Consider the following 16052-nt stretch of genomic DNA (forward strand, 5'->3'; position numbering starts at 1 on the left):
GAGGTATCCCCATGTGCCTGGCAATCCCCGCGCGTGTCACCGAGCTGCTTGACGGCGACCGGGCGCGTATCGAACTGGGCGGCGTTCACAAGGACGTTTCCATCGCGCTGGTCGAGGAGGTCGCGGTTGGCGACTACCTGATCGTCCACGTCGGCTTTGCCATCGGCAAGCTCGATCCGGTCGAGGCCGAGGAAACGCTCGCGCTGTTCGCGCAGATGGCAAAGATTGACCCCGCCAATCCCACCCCCTACCAGTGAGGCCGGCATGAAATACATCGACGAATTTCGTGATGGCGAGCTGGCCCGCGGGCTGGCGAAAGCGATTGCCGCGGCTGTCAACCCCGCGCGCGAGTACCGGCTGATGGAGTTCTGCGGCGGCCATACCCACGCCATTTCGCGCTATGGCCTGCAGGATTTGCTGCCCAGTAACGTGCGGCTGATCCACGGCCCCGGCTGTCCGGTGTGCGTGCTGCCGATCGGCCGCATCGACAGCGCGATTGCACTGGCGACGCAGCACGACGTGATTCTCTGCACCTATGCCGACACGCTGCGCGTGCCGGCCAGCAACGGCCTGTCGCTGTTGAAGGCCAAGGCGCAGGGGGCGGACATCCGCATGGTGTATTCCTGTGACGACGCGCTGCGCATCGCGCAGGACAACCCGCAGCGCGAGGTCGTGTTCTTCGCCATTGGTTTTGAGACCACCACGCCGCCCACCGCCGCCATCATCCTGCAGGCGCAGCGCCTGCAGCTTTCTAACTTCAGCGTGCTGTGCAACCACGTGCTGACGCCGGCGGCGATGGTGCACATCATGGAAAGCCAGAACGATCCCGCAGCAGTCGCCATTGACGGCTTCGTCGGCCCCGCGCACGTCAGCACCGTGATCGGCTCCGGGCAGTACGAAGGCTTTGTCGCGCGCTACCAACGACCCGTGGTCATCGCCGGCTTCGAGCCGCTGGACGTGATGCAGGCCATCCTGATGCTGATCCGCCAGATCAACGACGGCCGCGCGGAGGTGGAAAACGAATTCACCCGCGCGGTAACGCGCGAGGGCAACCGCAAGGCGCAGGTCCTGTGCGAACAGGTATTCGAATTGCGCGAAACCTTCGATTGGCGCGGCCTGGGTGAAGTGCCACTCAGCGCGCTGAAAATCCGCCCCGAATTCGCGCCATTCGACGCCGAATTGCGCTACCGGGTCGGCTACGCGCAAGTGCCCGACCACAAGGCCTGTGAATGCGCCGCGATTCTCAGAGGCCACAAGCGCCCGGCGGACTGCAAGGTGTTCGGCACCGTCTGCACCCCCGACCACCCGCTCGGCGCATGCATGGTGTCATCCGAAGGCGCATGCGCGGCGCACTATACGTATGGGCGGTTCAGGGTTGAGGCTTGAACAAATCGGGTAGGATGGGTGGAGCGCAGCGATACCCATCGCCAATCTGGCCAATATTCCTTGTGAGCTTTCATGACCAACTATCGTCGTGATCGTACCTGCGGTGGCACCTGGTTCTTCACCGTCAATCTCGCCGAGCGTAACCGGCAGTTGCTGGTGGAGCAGATTGAGGTATTGCGCGAATCATTCCGGCAGGTGATGCGGGTTTATCCATTCAGGATTGACGGCATTGTGGTATTGCCCGAGCATTTGCATGCCATCCTCACTTTACCGGCAGGCGATGCGGATTACGCTTTGCGCTGGCGGCTGATCAAAACCGGGTTCTCCCGTTCGCTTGCGCGTGTGGAACGCATTTCGGCCAGTCGGCGCAGCAAAGGCGAGCGGGGCATCTGGCAGCGGCGATATTGGGAACACCTGATTCGCGATGACAACGATTTTGCCCGTCATCTGGATTATCTGCATTTCAATCCGGTGAAGCATCGCCACGTACAACACGTTTGCGACTGGCCTTGGTCTTCGTTTCATCGTTATGTGAAACTGGGGTTGTTGCCGGTCAATTGGGGTGATGGTTTTGATGCTGATGGTGAGTTTGGGGAGCTATGATGGGTATCGCTACGCTCAACCCATCCTACGTTCTGGCATAAATAACTTTCAGTGTCAATAGAGTCAAGAATCATATGGGTATACCACTAAGTATTAAAATTAAGTCCTTCTTTGGCCTGTATGTACTTACTCCGTTTGAAGAAAATTTACTTGAGCATCTAAGAAAGTCACTAGATGAAGATGGACAAAAAATACTTGATTTTCAGATGTCTAATTTCACGATTGTTCGGCGTTTTATTAAGCCTTTAAATGACCCAAGATCGCACGGATATACAAATTTTTATACATGCCGATTCGGGATTAATTTGGCCAAAAAACGACAGGTTAAGCATTTTAAATCTACTTCCTCGGATGGAGTATTAGCAACTGCTGAAGTTGTTTTTTTCGAAGGGCGCATTGAGGTAAAATTTATCCTGGTGGATGGAGTGCTTTTTAGAATTGAATACCGATCGCCACAGAAGATATATTATCCACCAAGTGAATATAGAGTTCTCATGGGCCTTGTTGCATAAATCAACGCGGTAAGTTGGAAATTCTGTAGGCTATGGCTTGTGCACCGCGTACGGCGTAATCGAGCCGTAGCAAGTAGGGCGCAATCGCCGCAGGCATTGCGCCGCATGACATCCCTCCGGCGTATTGCCGCTTTGCGGCGAATACGCCCTACAACAATAAAACCAGCCCGTAGGATGGGTGGAGCGCAGCGATACCCATCATTTATCACCAACGGCGCTGCGCGCCACCCACACTACACACCGATCTACAACTCATTAGGTTCTTCCATGAAAACCTACACCCGCCCCCTTGATCTGAAAAACGGCCGCGTGGACATGAGCCACGGCAGCGGCGGCCGGGCGATGGCACAGCTGATCGACGAGCTGTTCGCCCGCCACTTCACTAACCCCATCCTTGCCGAACAGGGCGATGGCGCGTGTTTTGCACTGCCGGTGGGCGCAGGAAAGATGGTGATGGCGACCGATTCGCACGTCGTCTCGCCGCTGTTTTTTGCCGGTGGCGACATCGGCTGTCTCTCGGTGCACGGCACGATCAACGATGTGGCGATGATGGGCGCGAAGCCGCTGTATCTGTCAGCCGCCTTTATTCTGGAGGAAGGCTTTCCGCTGGCGGATTTGCTGCGCATCGTGCAATCCATGGCGCAGGCCGCGCGCGAGGCGGGCGTGCCGATCGTCACCGGCGACACCAAGGTGGTCGAGGCCGGCAAGGGCGACGGGGTGTTTATCACCACCACCGGTATTGGCGTTGTTGCAGAGGGTATTGATCTGAAGCCCTCAAATATCAAAGTGGGCGACAAGATACTGGTGTCGGGTATGCTGGGCGATCACGGCGTGGCGATCATGTCGCAACGCGAGAATCTCACCTTCGAGACCACCATCCAGTCCGACACGGCGGCATTGAATGGCCTGGTGGCGACGATGCTGGATGCGGTTCCAAATATTCATGCACTTCGCGACCCGACCCGCGGTGGCCTGGCCGCGGTGCTGAACGAATTCGCCCAGGCCAGCGGGCACGGCATGCTGATCCATGAAAAGGCGATTCCGGTGCGCAGCCAGGTTGCCGCCGCGTGCGAGCTGCTGGGGCTGGATCCGCTGTATGTGGCCAATGAAGGCAAGCTGGTGGCCTATTGCGCGGCGGAGGATGCGGAAACCCTGCTGGCCGCGATGCGCGCGCATCCCTTGGGTCGCGACGCGGCCATCATCGGTGAGGTGATCGCGGACACGAATGCCTTCGTGCAGATGGAAACGGTATTTGGCGGCCGCCGCATGGTCGACTGGATCAACGGCGAGCAGCTGCCGCGGATTTGCTGAGGGTATTCAGGAGCTCGACTGCGTGGCATGGGTTGAGCGAGTGCGAAGTCCAATATGGCATCTCTTGTGCGTTGGGCTTCGCTTTACTCAACCCCCAAAGACCTGGTTTATTTGGGTATTGCTCTGTAGCCTTTCTGTGTAAATGGCTGCGGCTATATGGGATGCCGTGTATATATCGGCAAACCTGCACAGTAACAGGCCGGCTTGCGCCGGTCTGTTTTGTTTCAGCCCACCATCTCTTGCAATTTTTCCAGCAGCGTGTCCAGCTGCGCCGGTTTGCTCAGCATGCCGGCAATTGGCGGCAGGTAGCTCTGCTTTTCGTTCAGTGAAAAGCGGAAGTGCGTGTGCTGGTCGATGCCGGTGAGCAGCAGGATGGGCGTGTGGCGAATCTCGCGGTAGCGGGAATCCGGGCGTTCGTCGCGGATCTGGTAGACCAGCTCGAAGCCGGCGGTGTCGGTCTCCAGCATGGCTTCCGTCACGATGGCGTCGGGCTTTTCGGCCAGCGCCAGTTTGCGGCCTTCAACAGAAGAGTGCGCGCAGCACACCGTGTAGCCCTGTTCGCCCAGCTGGGCGGCAAGCTGTTCGCACTGCGCGCTGTCGTTGTCGATCAACAGAATTTTTTTCATGGTGATGGTCACTCGGCTGGCGGCTTACTTCAGCAGTTCGTAGATCACGTTGCGCTTTTCCCAGGCTTCGTTGCGCTCGTACATGTCGATGGGGAATTCCATCTGCTTGAGTTCCACCGGCGCGGCCTGCTTGTCGACCAGACCCAGTGCCAGCGCCACGCCATACAGAATCGCCTCGGGGCGGGGCGGACAGCCGGGGATATAGTAATTCACCGGCAATACCTTATCGGCACCGCCGGTGACGTTGTAAGTATCAAACCACGCGCCACCGCCGGTGGCGCACGAGCCGATGGCGAACACCAGTTTCGGGTTCGGAATCGCCTCGTAGGCACGCTTGACCAGCGGCAGTGTCGGGCGGGTGACCGCGCCGGAAATCAGCATCGCATCGGCGTGCCGCGGCGAGGCCACCAGCTTGATGCCGAAGCGCTCGACGTCGTAGAACGGCGTGAGGATGTTCAGGATTTCGATGTCGCAGCCGTTGCACGCGCCGGTGTTGCAGTGATAAACCCAGATCGATTTCCCGAACATGCGTTTGCAGAGATTTTTGAGCATGGCTTACTCCTCGTCACACACGCAACGATCCAGCATGTTGCAGTGATGCACCGTCAAATTGATGGCCCCGAACATGCGTTTGCAGAGATTTTTCAACATGATTTACTCCTTGTCGCTCGGGCGCTGGTAGTTGTCGGATTCCTTCAGCAGCGCGGGATCGAAGGTTTCGCTGGTTTTGCGGATCAGCGCGCGCTGTTCGAGGTTGTCGTAGCGGAAGCCCTTCAGGTTGATGCGGTCGATGGCGTTGGTCTTTTCCATCTCGTAGCAGCGCCCGCAGCGCTGGCACGTCATCATGAACAGCTCCATCCGCGTGGTGATGTCTTCCTTCTGGTCACACGCAATCTCGAAGCTGTTGCTCATCGTGATCGCTTTTTCCGGGCAGATGTCGGCGCAGCGGCCGCAGTAGGTGCAACGCGAGCCGTCATACAGCATCACGCGCAATTCCTGACACACGTCGCGGACCAGAATGCAGCGCGCCGGGCAGTGATCCGAACAGCCGCCACAGCCGATGCATTTCTGGTGATCAAATACCGGCTGGCCGCGCAGGTTGGCGGGCACGGGCGGGCGCTCGTTCGGGTAGTCGAGCGTGACCACGCCCGGCTTCATCACCATCAGGATCTGTTTGATTTTGCTGGTTAGCCACATGATGATCTCCCAATCAGAGGACGACGGCGACGGCAATCGCGCCCAGCGCAATCAGGAACAGCACGCCGAAATAGCGGATGGCCTGATCGATGCGGTAGCGCGGGTGGGTGGCGGACAAGAGCCCGATCAGCAGGAACACCAGCGCAGTCAGCGCCAGCTGCAGCGCCAGGTCGGCGAGATAGAAGCCGGTGCCCAGGAGCGGTACGAACATGGCGATCGGCAGATAGGCGTAGAACATCTGCTTGAGCATCATGTAGTACTTGAACAGCGCGTAGTTCGGGCCGCTGTACTCGATGAAGGGGCCGCCCAGCAGTTCCTGCTCGGCCTCGGCCATGTCAAAGGGCTGGCGGGCGACAAAGGCCTGCAGGCCAAAGAGACTGACCACGATCATCACCACGCCGGGCAGGCCGAATGCCGCCATCGGCGTGCCGTAGATCACGGCGCCGAGATCGAGGCTGCCGGTTTTCAGTACGCCCAGCAGCAGGATCATGAACAGAATCGGCTCGACCATGATCATCGTCGTCATTTCCCGGCTGGCGCCGATCAGGGCGTAGATGTTCTTGCTGGCAAACGCGCCCAGCAGCACCGCCACACCGCCCAGCGTGAGCAGATACACCAGCGAGATCGCGTCGGCATACTGGGTGAGTGCGGTGGCGCGGCCGGCCATCGGCAGGATGGCGATTACGCACAGCATCGAGGCAAACGCGATCAGCGGCGCGAGTCGGAACGGCAGGATGCCGGTTGAATCGATGTTTTCCTTGCCCAGCAGTTTCAGGATGTCATACAGCGACTGCACCAGCGGCGGCCCCTGGCGGTTTTGCACGCGTGCGGTGACGCGGCGCACGATACCGTCAAACAGCGGCGCGAGTGCCAGGAAAATCAGCAGGTTGAGAAACACCTGCAGGATGGATAGCAATGTGGGGAGCGGGGTGGAGGTCATGGTTTAGCCCCTCAGCATGGTTTGCAGTGAGTGCGACGGTGATTGCGCTCGGCGCGACAGCGCGTCGAGCTCGGCTTTGGTGATCGAGCTTGATTGCCCGGTCTGCAGATCGACCACCGCCACCCGGTCGGTGCACGAGAAACAGGGGTCGATACTGCCCATGATGATGGGGAAGTCGCCGAATTGTTCGTCGAGCAGCATCAGCGGTACGGCCTGCAGATTGGGGAAGGTCGGGGCCCGTACGCGCCAGCGTTCGGGGCGATTGTCTTCGCCGGTGATCACGTAGTGCACCGATTCGCCGCGCGGCGCTTCGACGACCGTAATGGCATGGCGCTGCGCCGGAATCTTGTCCTTCATTTCCACAAAGAATTCGCCGCCGGGCATCTTGTCCAGACACTGGCGCACGATCTTGATGGCTTCGAAGGTTTCCACCACGCGGATGACCAGTGTCGCCCACACATCGCAGCTATCGAGCACCGGTACTTCGAATTTCATTTCGTCATATGCGGCATAGGGGTGATCACGCCGCGCGTCGATATCCACGCCGCGCGCCCGGGCTACCGGCCCCACCAGGCTCCAGTCCAGCGCCTGTTGTTTGGTGATGGTGCCCACACCCTTGGTGCGCTTGTGGATCGAAGTGTCTTTCTCGATCGCACGGTGGATGATGGTCAGGTCATCCTCGATGTTTTTCATCACGCGGCGGATGTCGTCGGCGATTTCCGGCGTGATGTCGCGGCGCACGCCGCCGACCAGAATCATGCCGTAGGTCTTGCGGTTGCCGGTCAGGCGCTCGCACAGCCACATGATCTGTTCGCGCACGCGCCAGGCCTGCATGAACACGGTGTCGAAGCCGATCAGGTGGCCGGCTACGCCGAGCCACAAGAGATTCGAGTGGATGCGCTCGAATTCCAGCATCATGGTGCGGATGAATTCGGCCCGGCGCGGGATGACCAGCCCGGCGGCTGATTCCACCGCCTGCGAAAATGCGGTGGCATGCACCGAGCCGCAGATGCCGCAGATGCGCTCGGCAATGAAGGGCACTTCGTTGTAGCTGATCTGCGTGGTGCAGAGCTTTTCAATCCCGCGGTGGGTCATGAAGCCGCGATAGTCGCAGCCCTTGATCGTTTCACCGTCGACATACACGGCAAAGTGCTCGGGCTCGTGCAGGCTGGGGTGAAAGGGGCCCACGGGGACGATCTTGGTTCCAGGCGGTGCTTCGTCAAGCTCGTAGGCGACATCCTCGGCGCCCTTGGGGACGAAGTTGTGCGGCACATCCTTTCTGAGCGGGTAGATGCCGTCCGGCCAGTCGTCCGCCAGCACCAGTTTTTTCGGTTTCGGATGGCCGGCAAAGCGCAGGCCCAGCAGATCGGTGACTTCGCGCTCGGACCAGCCGGCCGAGGGCAGATCGGGGGTGATCGATTCGATCACCGGGTCGCCCACCGGTGCGCTGGTGCGGCAGCAGACAAACTGGTCGCTGTCGTCCAGCGCGAAAGTGTGGATCATGCCCAGCGTGCCGTCACGCTCGATGTTGTCGTAGCCGACGCTGCACAGATAGCGCGCACCTGCCGTGGTGATGATTTTGCTGGCTTCGCGGATTCCGGCGCGCTTCACGTCGATGAAGATCGTGCGCGGGTCGGTTTTCTCGACACACACCACATCGTCACGCAGGTGGGCGATCAGTTTGGCTTCGAGTTCTTTTCGTTTTGACATCACCTTGCTCCCAATCAAGCGCGCACGTTGCCGCCGGTCCACTTCATGAATTTCTTGAATGCATCAAAGATGTGGCTGCTCAGATAGCGGTTGGCGTTGTTCAGCGTCTGGTAGCCGCACAGCCAGACCGGCGCACTGCGCTCTTCGGCGCCACCGGCGCGGCGCAGCCACAGCGCGACGAGTCCTGCCACAAGCAGCATGGCCACCATCACCAGCGGCAGCGAGAAGGCCACAGGTGTCCCGGCACTGCCCAGGAAACGGATGCCGGAATAGCTCTGTGCCAGCGTGTCGAAGACGGCGGGCGTGCCCAGTGCCTGCGAGAGGGTTCCTTCCGATGTCGCCAGCACGCGGCCGAACAGGGCCACGAACAGCCAGGGGAAGAAGCCCTGCAGCAGGCAGACCGCAGCAAGAATGGCCTTGGGCGCGAGCATGGCCTTGCTGACTTCATGCACATTGTTCTTTTCATTCCACTCCACGCCGACCGAGGTAAAGGTCATGCCGTAGAGCTTCACGTAGGTGGCGAGCGTCATCGCACTGGTGACCAGCGCAACCACGCCGAAGATCACGAAGATGCCGGCTGCCTTGCCCGACAGCAGGGTGGAGGCAACGATGGCCCACTTGCTGGTAAAGCCCGAGAAGGCGGGAACGCCCGATACCGCAATCGCGGCGATGCCGGCGATGATGGCGGTGACCGGCATCAGTGCGAACAGACCGCCGAGTTTGTCCAGATCCTTGGTGCCGGTGGTGTACTGCACGCTGCCCACGCAGAGGAACAGCAGACTCTTGAAGATGGCGTGATTGAGCACATGCAGGAAGGCACCGAGGATGGCCAGCAGCGCCAGCGTATGCAGCGCGGCATCGGGGCCGAGGTAGAAGCGCGCCGCGCCAATCGCCAGAATGATGTAGCCGATCTGGCCGATCGAGCTGTAGGCATTCAGGCGCTTCGCATCGACCTGTTTCAGCGATTGGGAGGTGCCGATGAACAGTGTGACCACACCGATCAGTGCCACGGCCAGCCCCCAGTACTGCAGCTCGCGGGCCGGCATGCTCTCCGGGGTCATCCAGAACAGCGTGCGGATCATGCCGTAGATGCCGGTTTTGAGCATCACGCCCGAGAGCAGTGCGCTGATCGGCGAGGGGGCCACCGAGTGGGCATCGGGCAGCCAGAGCTGGCCCAGCGGGAACATGCCGGCCTTCATGCCAAAGCCCAGCAGCACGAGCGCCAGCATCAGCGTACGCAGGCCGGTATCCAGCATCCCGAGCTGATCGGCAATCTGGTGCAGCGGCGTACCCCAGCCGCAGCCCGGAATCATCAGCCCGGCAGCAAGTACCGCTGCCCAGGCCAGTTCCATCAGGATCAGGTATTTGTTGGCGCTTCTGACGATGACCGGGTCCTTGTGGTCGAAGCGGATCAGGAAGAAGGACGCGAGCGTCATCATCTGCCAGGCAATCGTGAAGCCGGTGCTGAGGTCATCGACCGTGACCAGTGCGATCATGCCGGCGATGAAGACGGGGTAGCAGAAATGGAAGCTGCGCAGGCTGTAATGGCGGTAATGATCCATCTCCATGTAGCCGATGCAGTAAAACGCGGTCACGGCCGCGACCAGCGAAATCAGGACGATGAACACTGCGGAAAAGCCGTCGATCAGCAGCGGGATGGCGAGCCCGCCCAGGTGCAGATCAAAGCTTGCCGGTGCACTGTTGCCGTTGAGTACCTGGATGGCCAGGCCGCTAAACACGAGGCCGGCGGCCAGGGTGGCGAGAAAATTGAGCGCGCCGGCCCACTGGCGCTTGCCGGAAAGCCAGGGGGTGATGACGGCGCAGCCGAGCAGTAGCCCGATTCCGGTCTGCAGGCTCTGGTAAATTGACTGATCCATTTAGTGACTCCTTCCTGCGTGTCCCGCCAGCAATGCGATGACCATCTCGGCGCTGTCCTGGATGTCCGGGCTCATCTGCATGCCAAAATCGATGTTTTCTGCGGCAATGCCCAGCAGATACACCTGCTTGCCGTGCTGTTCCAGAATGCTGCTCGCCATCGACAGCGCCAGTTTGTGGGTGCTTTGACCAAGAAAGACCCCGCTGCCTGTTTCGAGCTCGGTCAGCCGGCCCAGTACCAGCGACCCCGCCGGCTGCCCGCTGCCCTGCACGGCATCGACGACCAGAATGTGCTCGACCGGGCTCTCGGCCAGCCGGAACACGTAGTTCTCGATGACGTCCTCGGCATTGAGCACCTGATGCGGTGTGCCGTCAGCGAGGCAGGCTTCCAGCTGGTCGGCGATGTAGCAGCCCACGGCATCGTCGCTGCGCAGGGTATTGCCGATGCCGACGATGCCGGTTGGCCGCGTGAAAATGTGCGAGAGACCGGCCGAAAAGCTTGAATCTGTTCGGCTCATATCTGCTCGCCCAGTGTCTTGATCTGGCGGTAGGTGTAGACCGGCCCGTCGGTACAGACGAGCGTACGGCCTACCGCGCAATGCTGGCATTTGCCGATGCCGCATTTCATCTGGCGTTCCAGCGTCGAGATGATCGCGTCCTCGCTCATGCCGCGCTTGAGGAACTCACCGATCACGCTGTTGAACATCACCGGTGGGCCGCAGACAAAGGCCACGCTGTTGTCCACCGGCACATTCGCCTTTTCGATCAGCTGGTTCACGTAGCCCACTTCGCCCGTCCAGCCTTCCTCGGGACGATCGATGGTGATGAAGGTCTCGAAGCCGGCGTTTTGCTGCCATTCGCGGATGTCCGGCTGGTACATCAGGTCCTTGCTGCTGCGCGCGCCGTACAAGAGGATGATGCGGCCGAAATCCTCGCGGTGCTGCAGTGCATGCACGATGGAGCTGCGCAGCGGAATCAGGCCGATGCCGCCGGCCACGTAGATGATGTTCTTGCCCTTGATCTCGTCAAACGGAAAACCGTTGCCGAACGGGCCGCGCACGCCCAGCTTGTCACCGGGCTTCAGCGCATGCAGGGCGTGCGTCACTTTGCCCACCGCGCGCACCGAGATGTGGAAGCGATCGTTTTCCGGGCTGGGTGGCAGCGACACGGCAAATTCACCGGCACCGAACACGGTGCACATGATGAACTGGCCCGATTTGATGCGGAACTCGCGCTCGACATCCTTGTTGGGAAAGGACAGGTAAAAGGTTTTGACCTCGGGGATCTCGTCGCGGATCTCGTCGATGTTCACCACTTCGGGGAAGGTCACAATCGGGCACAGGCCGGTGGTCTTGCAGTTGCCGTGCTCGTGATTGCCGTGACAGTTGGACATCAGTTTTGCCCTCCGGTGATTTCTCTGCGGATGTACTGCACGACATTGGGCAGCCCGATGTCGCCCGGGCAAACCCACTGGCAGCGGCCACAGCCGACACAGCCGGGGCGCAGGTATTTTTTCGATTGCGGGTAGGAGAGCTTGCAGAAGAAGCGCTTGTTGCGGCGGTCTTCCACCGGCTGGCGCGGGTTGTGGTCGCCGGCCATGCGGGCATAGCCCTCGAAGGAACAGGAATCACGCATGCGCAAGCGTTCGCATTCGCCGCACGGGGTCTGCGTGTCCTCGATGTTGAAGCAACTGCAGGTCGGGCAGACAAAGGAGCACGCGCCGCATTCGAAGCACTGGTCGCCAATGTATTCCCAGGTTTCCTGTTTCACGAAACCGGTGGTGATGCGGTTCATCACCTTGGCCACCCAGGCCTTGTTGTCGGTCGCCATTTCGGGGAAGAGGTCGATGCTGCGATCGACCACCGCCTTGAATTCCTTGGCATGCAGTGGCGTCGCGACCTGCCACTGATGGGCGTCGGCAATCGCCTGACCCTTCTCGCTGCCCACGCGCAGCAGATAGCCGTCCTGCAATTTGGTCAGGTCGAGATCGAAGCCTTCATCGGCGTCCGGGCCGGAGTGCGTGCACACGCAGAAGCACTGCGGGAAGGGATGCAGACAGGTGTTGCTGATCAGCAGGCACTGGCGGCGATGCGTGAGGTACACGTCGTCGACGAACTCCTGGCCGAGGAAAAAGCGGTCGAGGACCAGAATGCCCGAGAGATCACAGGGGCGCAGGCCGAACAGCGCCTTGGGGCGTTCGAAATACTGCTTGCTCATCGCGACGCTCTGGTTCTCGGCGTCGTACTTGTATTTGAGGATGCGCTCCATCTGCGGGAAGAGGATTTCCTTCACCGGCATCGACGGAATCGGCGCCTCCAGATCCAGCGCGGCGGGCGTCGCCAGCTGGTCGAAAAACACCTGTTTGGTCTGCGGCTCGACCTGCGGGCCGTACACGTCGTAGCTGGCCTGCAGCTCGGTGACCAGCGCGCTGATTTCGCCGGAGGACAGGATGTACATGGACATGCTCATTCTTCCTGCTCCTTATTCCTGGATCTGGATGGGAATCACGCTTTCCTCGCCGGCTGCGTAGGCGTTTTCATACGGCAGCAGGAAGTCGGAAATCATGTTCTTGATGAAGTACGGGATGTAGGCGGTGCCGTCCTGCACATCCGGGGAGATCTTCACGGCGATTTTCATGTGCGTGCCGATGCTGGAGCGCACATTGACCAGCCACTTGTCCCTGACTTTCAGGCGGGTGGCATCATCGGGCGAAATCTCGATATAGCCCTGCGGGTAAAGCCACAGCGTCTGGTCGTACTCGCGGCGCGGCACGATGGTTTTGCGCATCAGGTTGTTCTGGTGCCAGTAGTGCTGGGCCTTGCCAATCATCAGCGCGAAGGGGAATTCCGGCGTGGTGGGGGATTCCCAGTACTCGATGTTGATTGCGTTGAACTTGCGCCGCCCGCAGCCGGCAAACCCTTTCGGATTCCAGTGCTGGCCAAAACCCTTGCTCAACAGCTCGTGGCTCAGGTCGCCATACCCACGGGTATGTGCTGCAATGTCTTTGAATACCTGGGTTGCACTGTGATACCCCCAGTGTTGCCCCGAGGTGTTGGCAATGCGCTCAAAGAGGCTCCAGCCCGGCAGGACATGATGGCGGCTGTCGACATTCTTGTGGGTGATCTGCACGCGCTTGTCCGACGCGGTGTAGGTGCCGTCGGTTTCGTTGTACGCCGGCAGCGGGAACACCACATCGGCCAGCTCCATGAAGGCGCTCTTGTAAGCACAGGCGTACACGACAAAATCCAGTGCCGCGATGCGTTCCTTGTCGCGGATGATGCCGTCGTCGTGGTCGATCACGAACAGCGCGCGAATGCGCGAATCAGGCGTTGCCAGGGCCTTGAACACGCTGTTGCCCAGCTCGCCCGACATGCCCATGTCGAAGCTGCCCTGCAGATTGCTGATGCCGGCCACCGGAATCACGGCCGAGTGCGGGTGATCCATGCGGTCGGACAGCAGCGCCAGATTGGTAATGGCGTCGATGGTTGGTCTGTCCAGCCCGGAAATCCCGCTGGAGAACAGGATGACAATCGATCTGGCCTGCTCGAGGTGATGCGCTTCCTCCTCGATTTCCTCGTAGCGGATGCCGCTGGCACGCTCCAGGGCCACCGAGGAAATGCTGCGCAGCGCGGCCGCGTAGTCGGCATAGCCCGGCAGCTGGTCGATATTGGCGCGCCGGTCATGGTTGACCGTGCGAATTGCCATCAGAGCCTTGCCCAGCGCATTCACCAGCAAACCCAGCGTTCCGGGTTTTTCCTGGAAGTGCTTGGTGGACAGCTTGGCGATCTGGGTGCGTGAACTCGATAGGGTGACCACACGGGCGCCACGGCGCTGGGCAGCGTGGATATTGCCGCCGATCACCGGGTTCTGGCGGGTGATGTCGGTGCCGACGACCAGAATGTAATCGGCGTGGTCAATGGCGGTCAGGCTGCCGTGCGCGCCGGGGTAGCCAAATGCATGTTCCAGCGCAGCCATGCTCTTGCGGTGGCCGGCTTCGGCGCCGATGCCGCGCAGCGTGCTCTTGAAGACGTCGCGGGTCAGACGCGCCAGCGTGAAGCTGTCTTCATTGGATGAGCGCGCCGACGCCAGCACGCCGATCTCGCCTGCGGCACCGTCAAAGCCCTGCATGCGAGCGGCGACCAAAGCGATGGCCTCGTCATAACTGGCCTCGCGCAACTCGCCGTTCTCGCGGATTAGCGGTGTGGTGATGCGCTCGTTGGTGCTGAGCAGCTCATTGGAATGCCAGCCGCGGATGCACAGCTTGCCCTTGCTGACGGGGTGCGCGATCAGCGGCGAGACACCGTAGACCTTGTGCCCGTCGGTCTTGAGGAACTGTCCGCAACCCGTGCCGCAAAGATTGCACACGCACGGCTTATAGTTAACGAGATTCATAAGTCTCCGGGCCTTTTGTTTTGCGCAGAGGCGTTGCTGGAAATAAAAAAAGGCGGACGATAAATCGCCGCCTTTTGGCTGTATCCGGTGAAATGGATGCGAATCATTCCGGATTGATCGGCATTGGCGGTTTGCCGGCCGCTATTCAATCCGGAATCGATCTCATTTGTTTCGCTGGGGAAAACGGGAGGGCGCGTGCAAGCCGTAACGGAGTACTCCGCCGGTATCCGTGATACCGGCTGGTTCAGGGGGCTTGCGGGCAGCCGCGAGGCTGCCTTCATGATGGCGTTGCGCAGGTACACCTCATCCTCCACTGCGTGAATCAAACTTGCAAGGTATTGATTTGACAGCTTCTATCCGGACTGGGTACGGCCAGTTCTGCAGCAGGGGCAGTAGCCGGTTGCGTACTCGTCCGGTGTTCTTGTGCAATTTCATGTTCCGCCCGGCATCGGGACAGATTGCCGATTGGCGAATTGCTATTTCGATCCAGTGTAACGATTCGCCTATCGCCAATCTTGCGCGATGTCAAATAGGTCAAAATGACTAGGTAGAAGAATAGAGGCACATCCCGCACGTGCTTTTTTTGGAGGCCTTCCAATGCACATCCCAACTGAAATGCTTCATGGCAGCGTCTGTTCCGTCAGTGCTGCTCTTGCGATTGCCGGCATTGCGCTGGCGGCCCACGCTGCCCGCAAGTCGCCGCAACAACCCGGAGTACTGCGTTTTGCCGCAGTAAGCGCGCTGATTTTCGTGGCGCAGATGCTCAATTTCCCCGTGGCGGGCGGCACATCCGGTCACCTGCTGGGGGGCGTGCTGGCGGCAGCCTTGCTGGGCGTGCCTTTCGGCGTGCTGGCGATTGCGCTGGTGCTGGGTGTGCAGGCCCTGCTGTTTGCCGATGGTGGCCTTGCCGCGCTGGGAGCCAATGTGCTGGTCATGGCACTGCTTGGTGCCGGTGCGGGGGGGATGCTGAATCGCTGGCTGCAGCAGCGCGGCCTCTCGCAGCACATGGCGTTGCTGCTGGCCGCCTGGTTGTCCGTGCTGCTGGCTGCCGCGATGTGTTCATTCCTGCTGGCGCTGGGTGGGGTGGCGGACTGGTCGAGCGTATTGCCGGCCATGCTGGGGGTGCATGCCCGCATCGGCGCGGGTGAGGCCTTGCTGACCGCACTGCTGGTGCCGCTGTTTGCCGGCAAGCGAAGCGAGGCTGGCAATTGGCAGGCGCTTCTGCCCGTGCTGGGCGGGGTACTGGTCGCCTTGCTGCTCAGTCCGCTGGCCAGCAGCCAGCCTGACGGGCTGGAATGGGTGGCGCAGCAATATGGCTTCCTGCGCGAGAGTGCGCCGCTGTTTGTCAGCCCGCTGGCTGACTACAATGTGGCCGCACTGGGTGAGTCGTTCTGGTCAACCGTTCTGGCGGGGCTGGCCGGTGTGCTGGCAGTGGCGGTGGCGGGCGGGGTGCTGGCCTGGCCGCTGCACCGGCGCAGGATGTGGATCGCGGCGTAGTTG

17 protein-coding genes are annotated in these 16052 nt (G+C 60.5%); 6 read left to right on the forward strand and 11 right to left on the reverse strand.

All coding sequences use genetic code 11. The features are described 5' to 3' along the window. Window positions 1-11 precede the first annotated feature (11 nt). The 5 genes from INR99_RS11730 to hypE all read left to right on the forward strand — a co-directional run bounded on the left by INR99_RS11730 (window position 12) and on the right by hypE (window position 3812). Window positions 12-257: a HypC/HybG/HupF family hydrogenase formation chaperone gene (locus INR99_RS11730; protein ID WP_194116527.1), complete on the forward strand. Its 246-nt coding sequence runs from the start codon at window positions 12-14 to the stop codon at window positions 255-257. 7 nt (window positions 258-264) lie between these two features. Then, window positions 265-1386 (forward strand): hydrogenase formation protein HypD, encoded by a 1122-nt coding sequence (gene hypD, locus INR99_RS11735; protein ID WP_194116528.1) that lies wholly within the window; start codon window positions 265-267, stop codon window positions 1384-1386. A gap of 72 nt (window positions 1387-1458) precedes the next feature. Further along, window positions 1459-1989, forward strand: a complete 531-nt coding sequence (locus INR99_RS11740; RefSeq protein WP_194116529.1) for an REP-associated tyrosine transposase — start codon at window positions 1459-1461, stop codon at window positions 1987-1989. 74 nt (window positions 1990-2063) lie between these two features. Then, entirely contained in the window at window positions 2064-2501 is a 438-nt protein-coding gene (locus INR99_RS11745) for a hypothetical protein (protein WP_194116530.1), read from the forward strand. Between the two features lie 267 nt (window positions 2502-2768). Beyond that, a complete protein-coding gene (gene hypE / locus INR99_RS11750) occupies window positions 2769-3812 on the forward strand; it encodes a hydrogenase expression/formation protein HypE (protein WP_194116531.1) in 1044 nt (347 codons plus the stop codon). A gap of 224 nt (window positions 3813-4036) precedes the next feature. On the opposite strand, the gene INR99_RS11755 is transcribed toward hypE, so the two are convergent. From INR99_RS11755 to INR99_RS11805, 11 genes are all read right to left on the reverse strand, one after another. Next, window positions 4037-4438: a response regulator transcription factor gene (locus tag INR99_RS11755; RefSeq protein ID WP_194116532.1), complete on the reverse strand. Its 402-nt coding sequence runs from the start codon at window positions 4436-4438 to the stop codon at window positions 4037-4039. A gap of 24 nt (window positions 4439-4462) precedes the next feature. Further along, window positions 4463-4990: an NADH-quinone oxidoreductase subunit B family protein gene (locus INR99_RS11760; protein WP_034639288.1), complete on the reverse strand. Its 528-nt coding sequence runs from the start codon at window positions 4988-4990 to the stop codon at window positions 4463-4465. Between the two features lie 102 nt (window positions 4991-5092). Continuing rightward, the gene (locus INR99_RS11765) at window positions 5093-5635 is read right to left on the reverse strand and encodes a 4Fe-4S binding protein (RefSeq protein ID WP_194116533.1); all 543 of its coding nucleotides are present in this window, start codon (window positions 5633-5635) and stop codon (window positions 5093-5095) included. Between the two features lie 13 nt (window positions 5636-5648). Then, window positions 5649-6575: a respiratory chain complex I subunit 1 family protein gene (locus INR99_RS11770; protein ID WP_194116534.1), complete on the reverse strand. Its 927-nt coding sequence runs from the start codon at window positions 6573-6575 to the stop codon at window positions 5649-5651. A 3-nt stretch (window positions 6576-6578) separates the two neighbouring features. Beyond that, on the reverse strand, window positions 6579-8285 hold the full coding sequence (locus tag INR99_RS11775; RefSeq protein ID WP_228098265.1) for a hydrogenase large subunit: 1707 nt from the start codon (window positions 8283-8285) through the stop codon (window positions 6579-6581). A gap of 14 nt (window positions 8286-8299) precedes the next feature. Continuing rightward, a complete protein-coding gene (locus tag INR99_RS11780; protein ID WP_194116535.1) occupies window positions 8300-10162 on the reverse strand; it encodes a proton-conducting transporter transmembrane domain-containing protein in 1863 nt (620 codons plus the stop codon). After that, the gene (locus INR99_RS11785; protein WP_194116536.1) at window positions 10163-10678 is read right to left on the reverse strand and encodes a hydrogenase maturation protease; all 516 of its coding nucleotides are present in this window, start codon (window positions 10676-10678) and stop codon (window positions 10163-10165) included. Continuing rightward, complete coding sequence (locus INR99_RS11790) at window positions 10675-11553, reverse strand: FAD/NAD(P)-binding protein (RefSeq protein WP_194116537.1); 879 nt, start codon at window positions 11551-11553, stop codon at window positions 10675-10677. The genes INR99_RS11785 and INR99_RS11790 overlap by 4 nt, the downstream gene beginning before the upstream one ends. Beyond that, window positions 11553-12629, reverse strand: a complete 1077-nt coding sequence (locus INR99_RS11795; protein WP_228098266.1) for a 4Fe-4S dicluster domain-containing protein — start codon at window positions 12627-12629, stop codon at window positions 11553-11555. The genes INR99_RS11790 and INR99_RS11795 overlap by 1 nt, the downstream gene beginning before the upstream one ends. Before the next feature lie 12 nt (window positions 12630-12641). Next, entirely contained in the window at window positions 12642-14552 is a 1911-nt protein-coding gene (locus tag INR99_RS11800) for a molybdopterin oxidoreductase family protein (RefSeq protein WP_194116538.1), read from the reverse strand. Then, the gene (locus INR99_RS11805) at window positions 14549-14854 is read right to left on the reverse strand and encodes a hypothetical protein (RefSeq protein WP_194116539.1); all 306 of its coding nucleotides are present in this window, start codon (window positions 14852-14854) and stop codon (window positions 14549-14551) included. Before INR99_RS11805 ends, INR99_RS11800 begins: the two co-directional genes overlap by 4 nt. Window positions 14855-15149: 295 nt before the next feature. Between INR99_RS11805 and INR99_RS11810 the strand changes: the two genes are divergently transcribed. Further along, window positions 15150-16049 (forward strand): energy-coupling factor ABC transporter permease, encoded by a 900-nt coding sequence (locus INR99_RS11810; protein ID WP_194116540.1) that lies wholly within the window; start codon window positions 15150-15152, stop codon window positions 16047-16049. Window positions 16050-16052 lie beyond the last annotated feature (3 nt).

The sequence above is a fragment of the Chitinilyticum piscinae genome, from assembly GCF_015223195.1.
Lineage (GTDB): Bacteria > Pseudomonadota > Gammaproteobacteria > Burkholderiales > Chitinibacteraceae > Chitinilyticum > Chitinilyticum piscinae.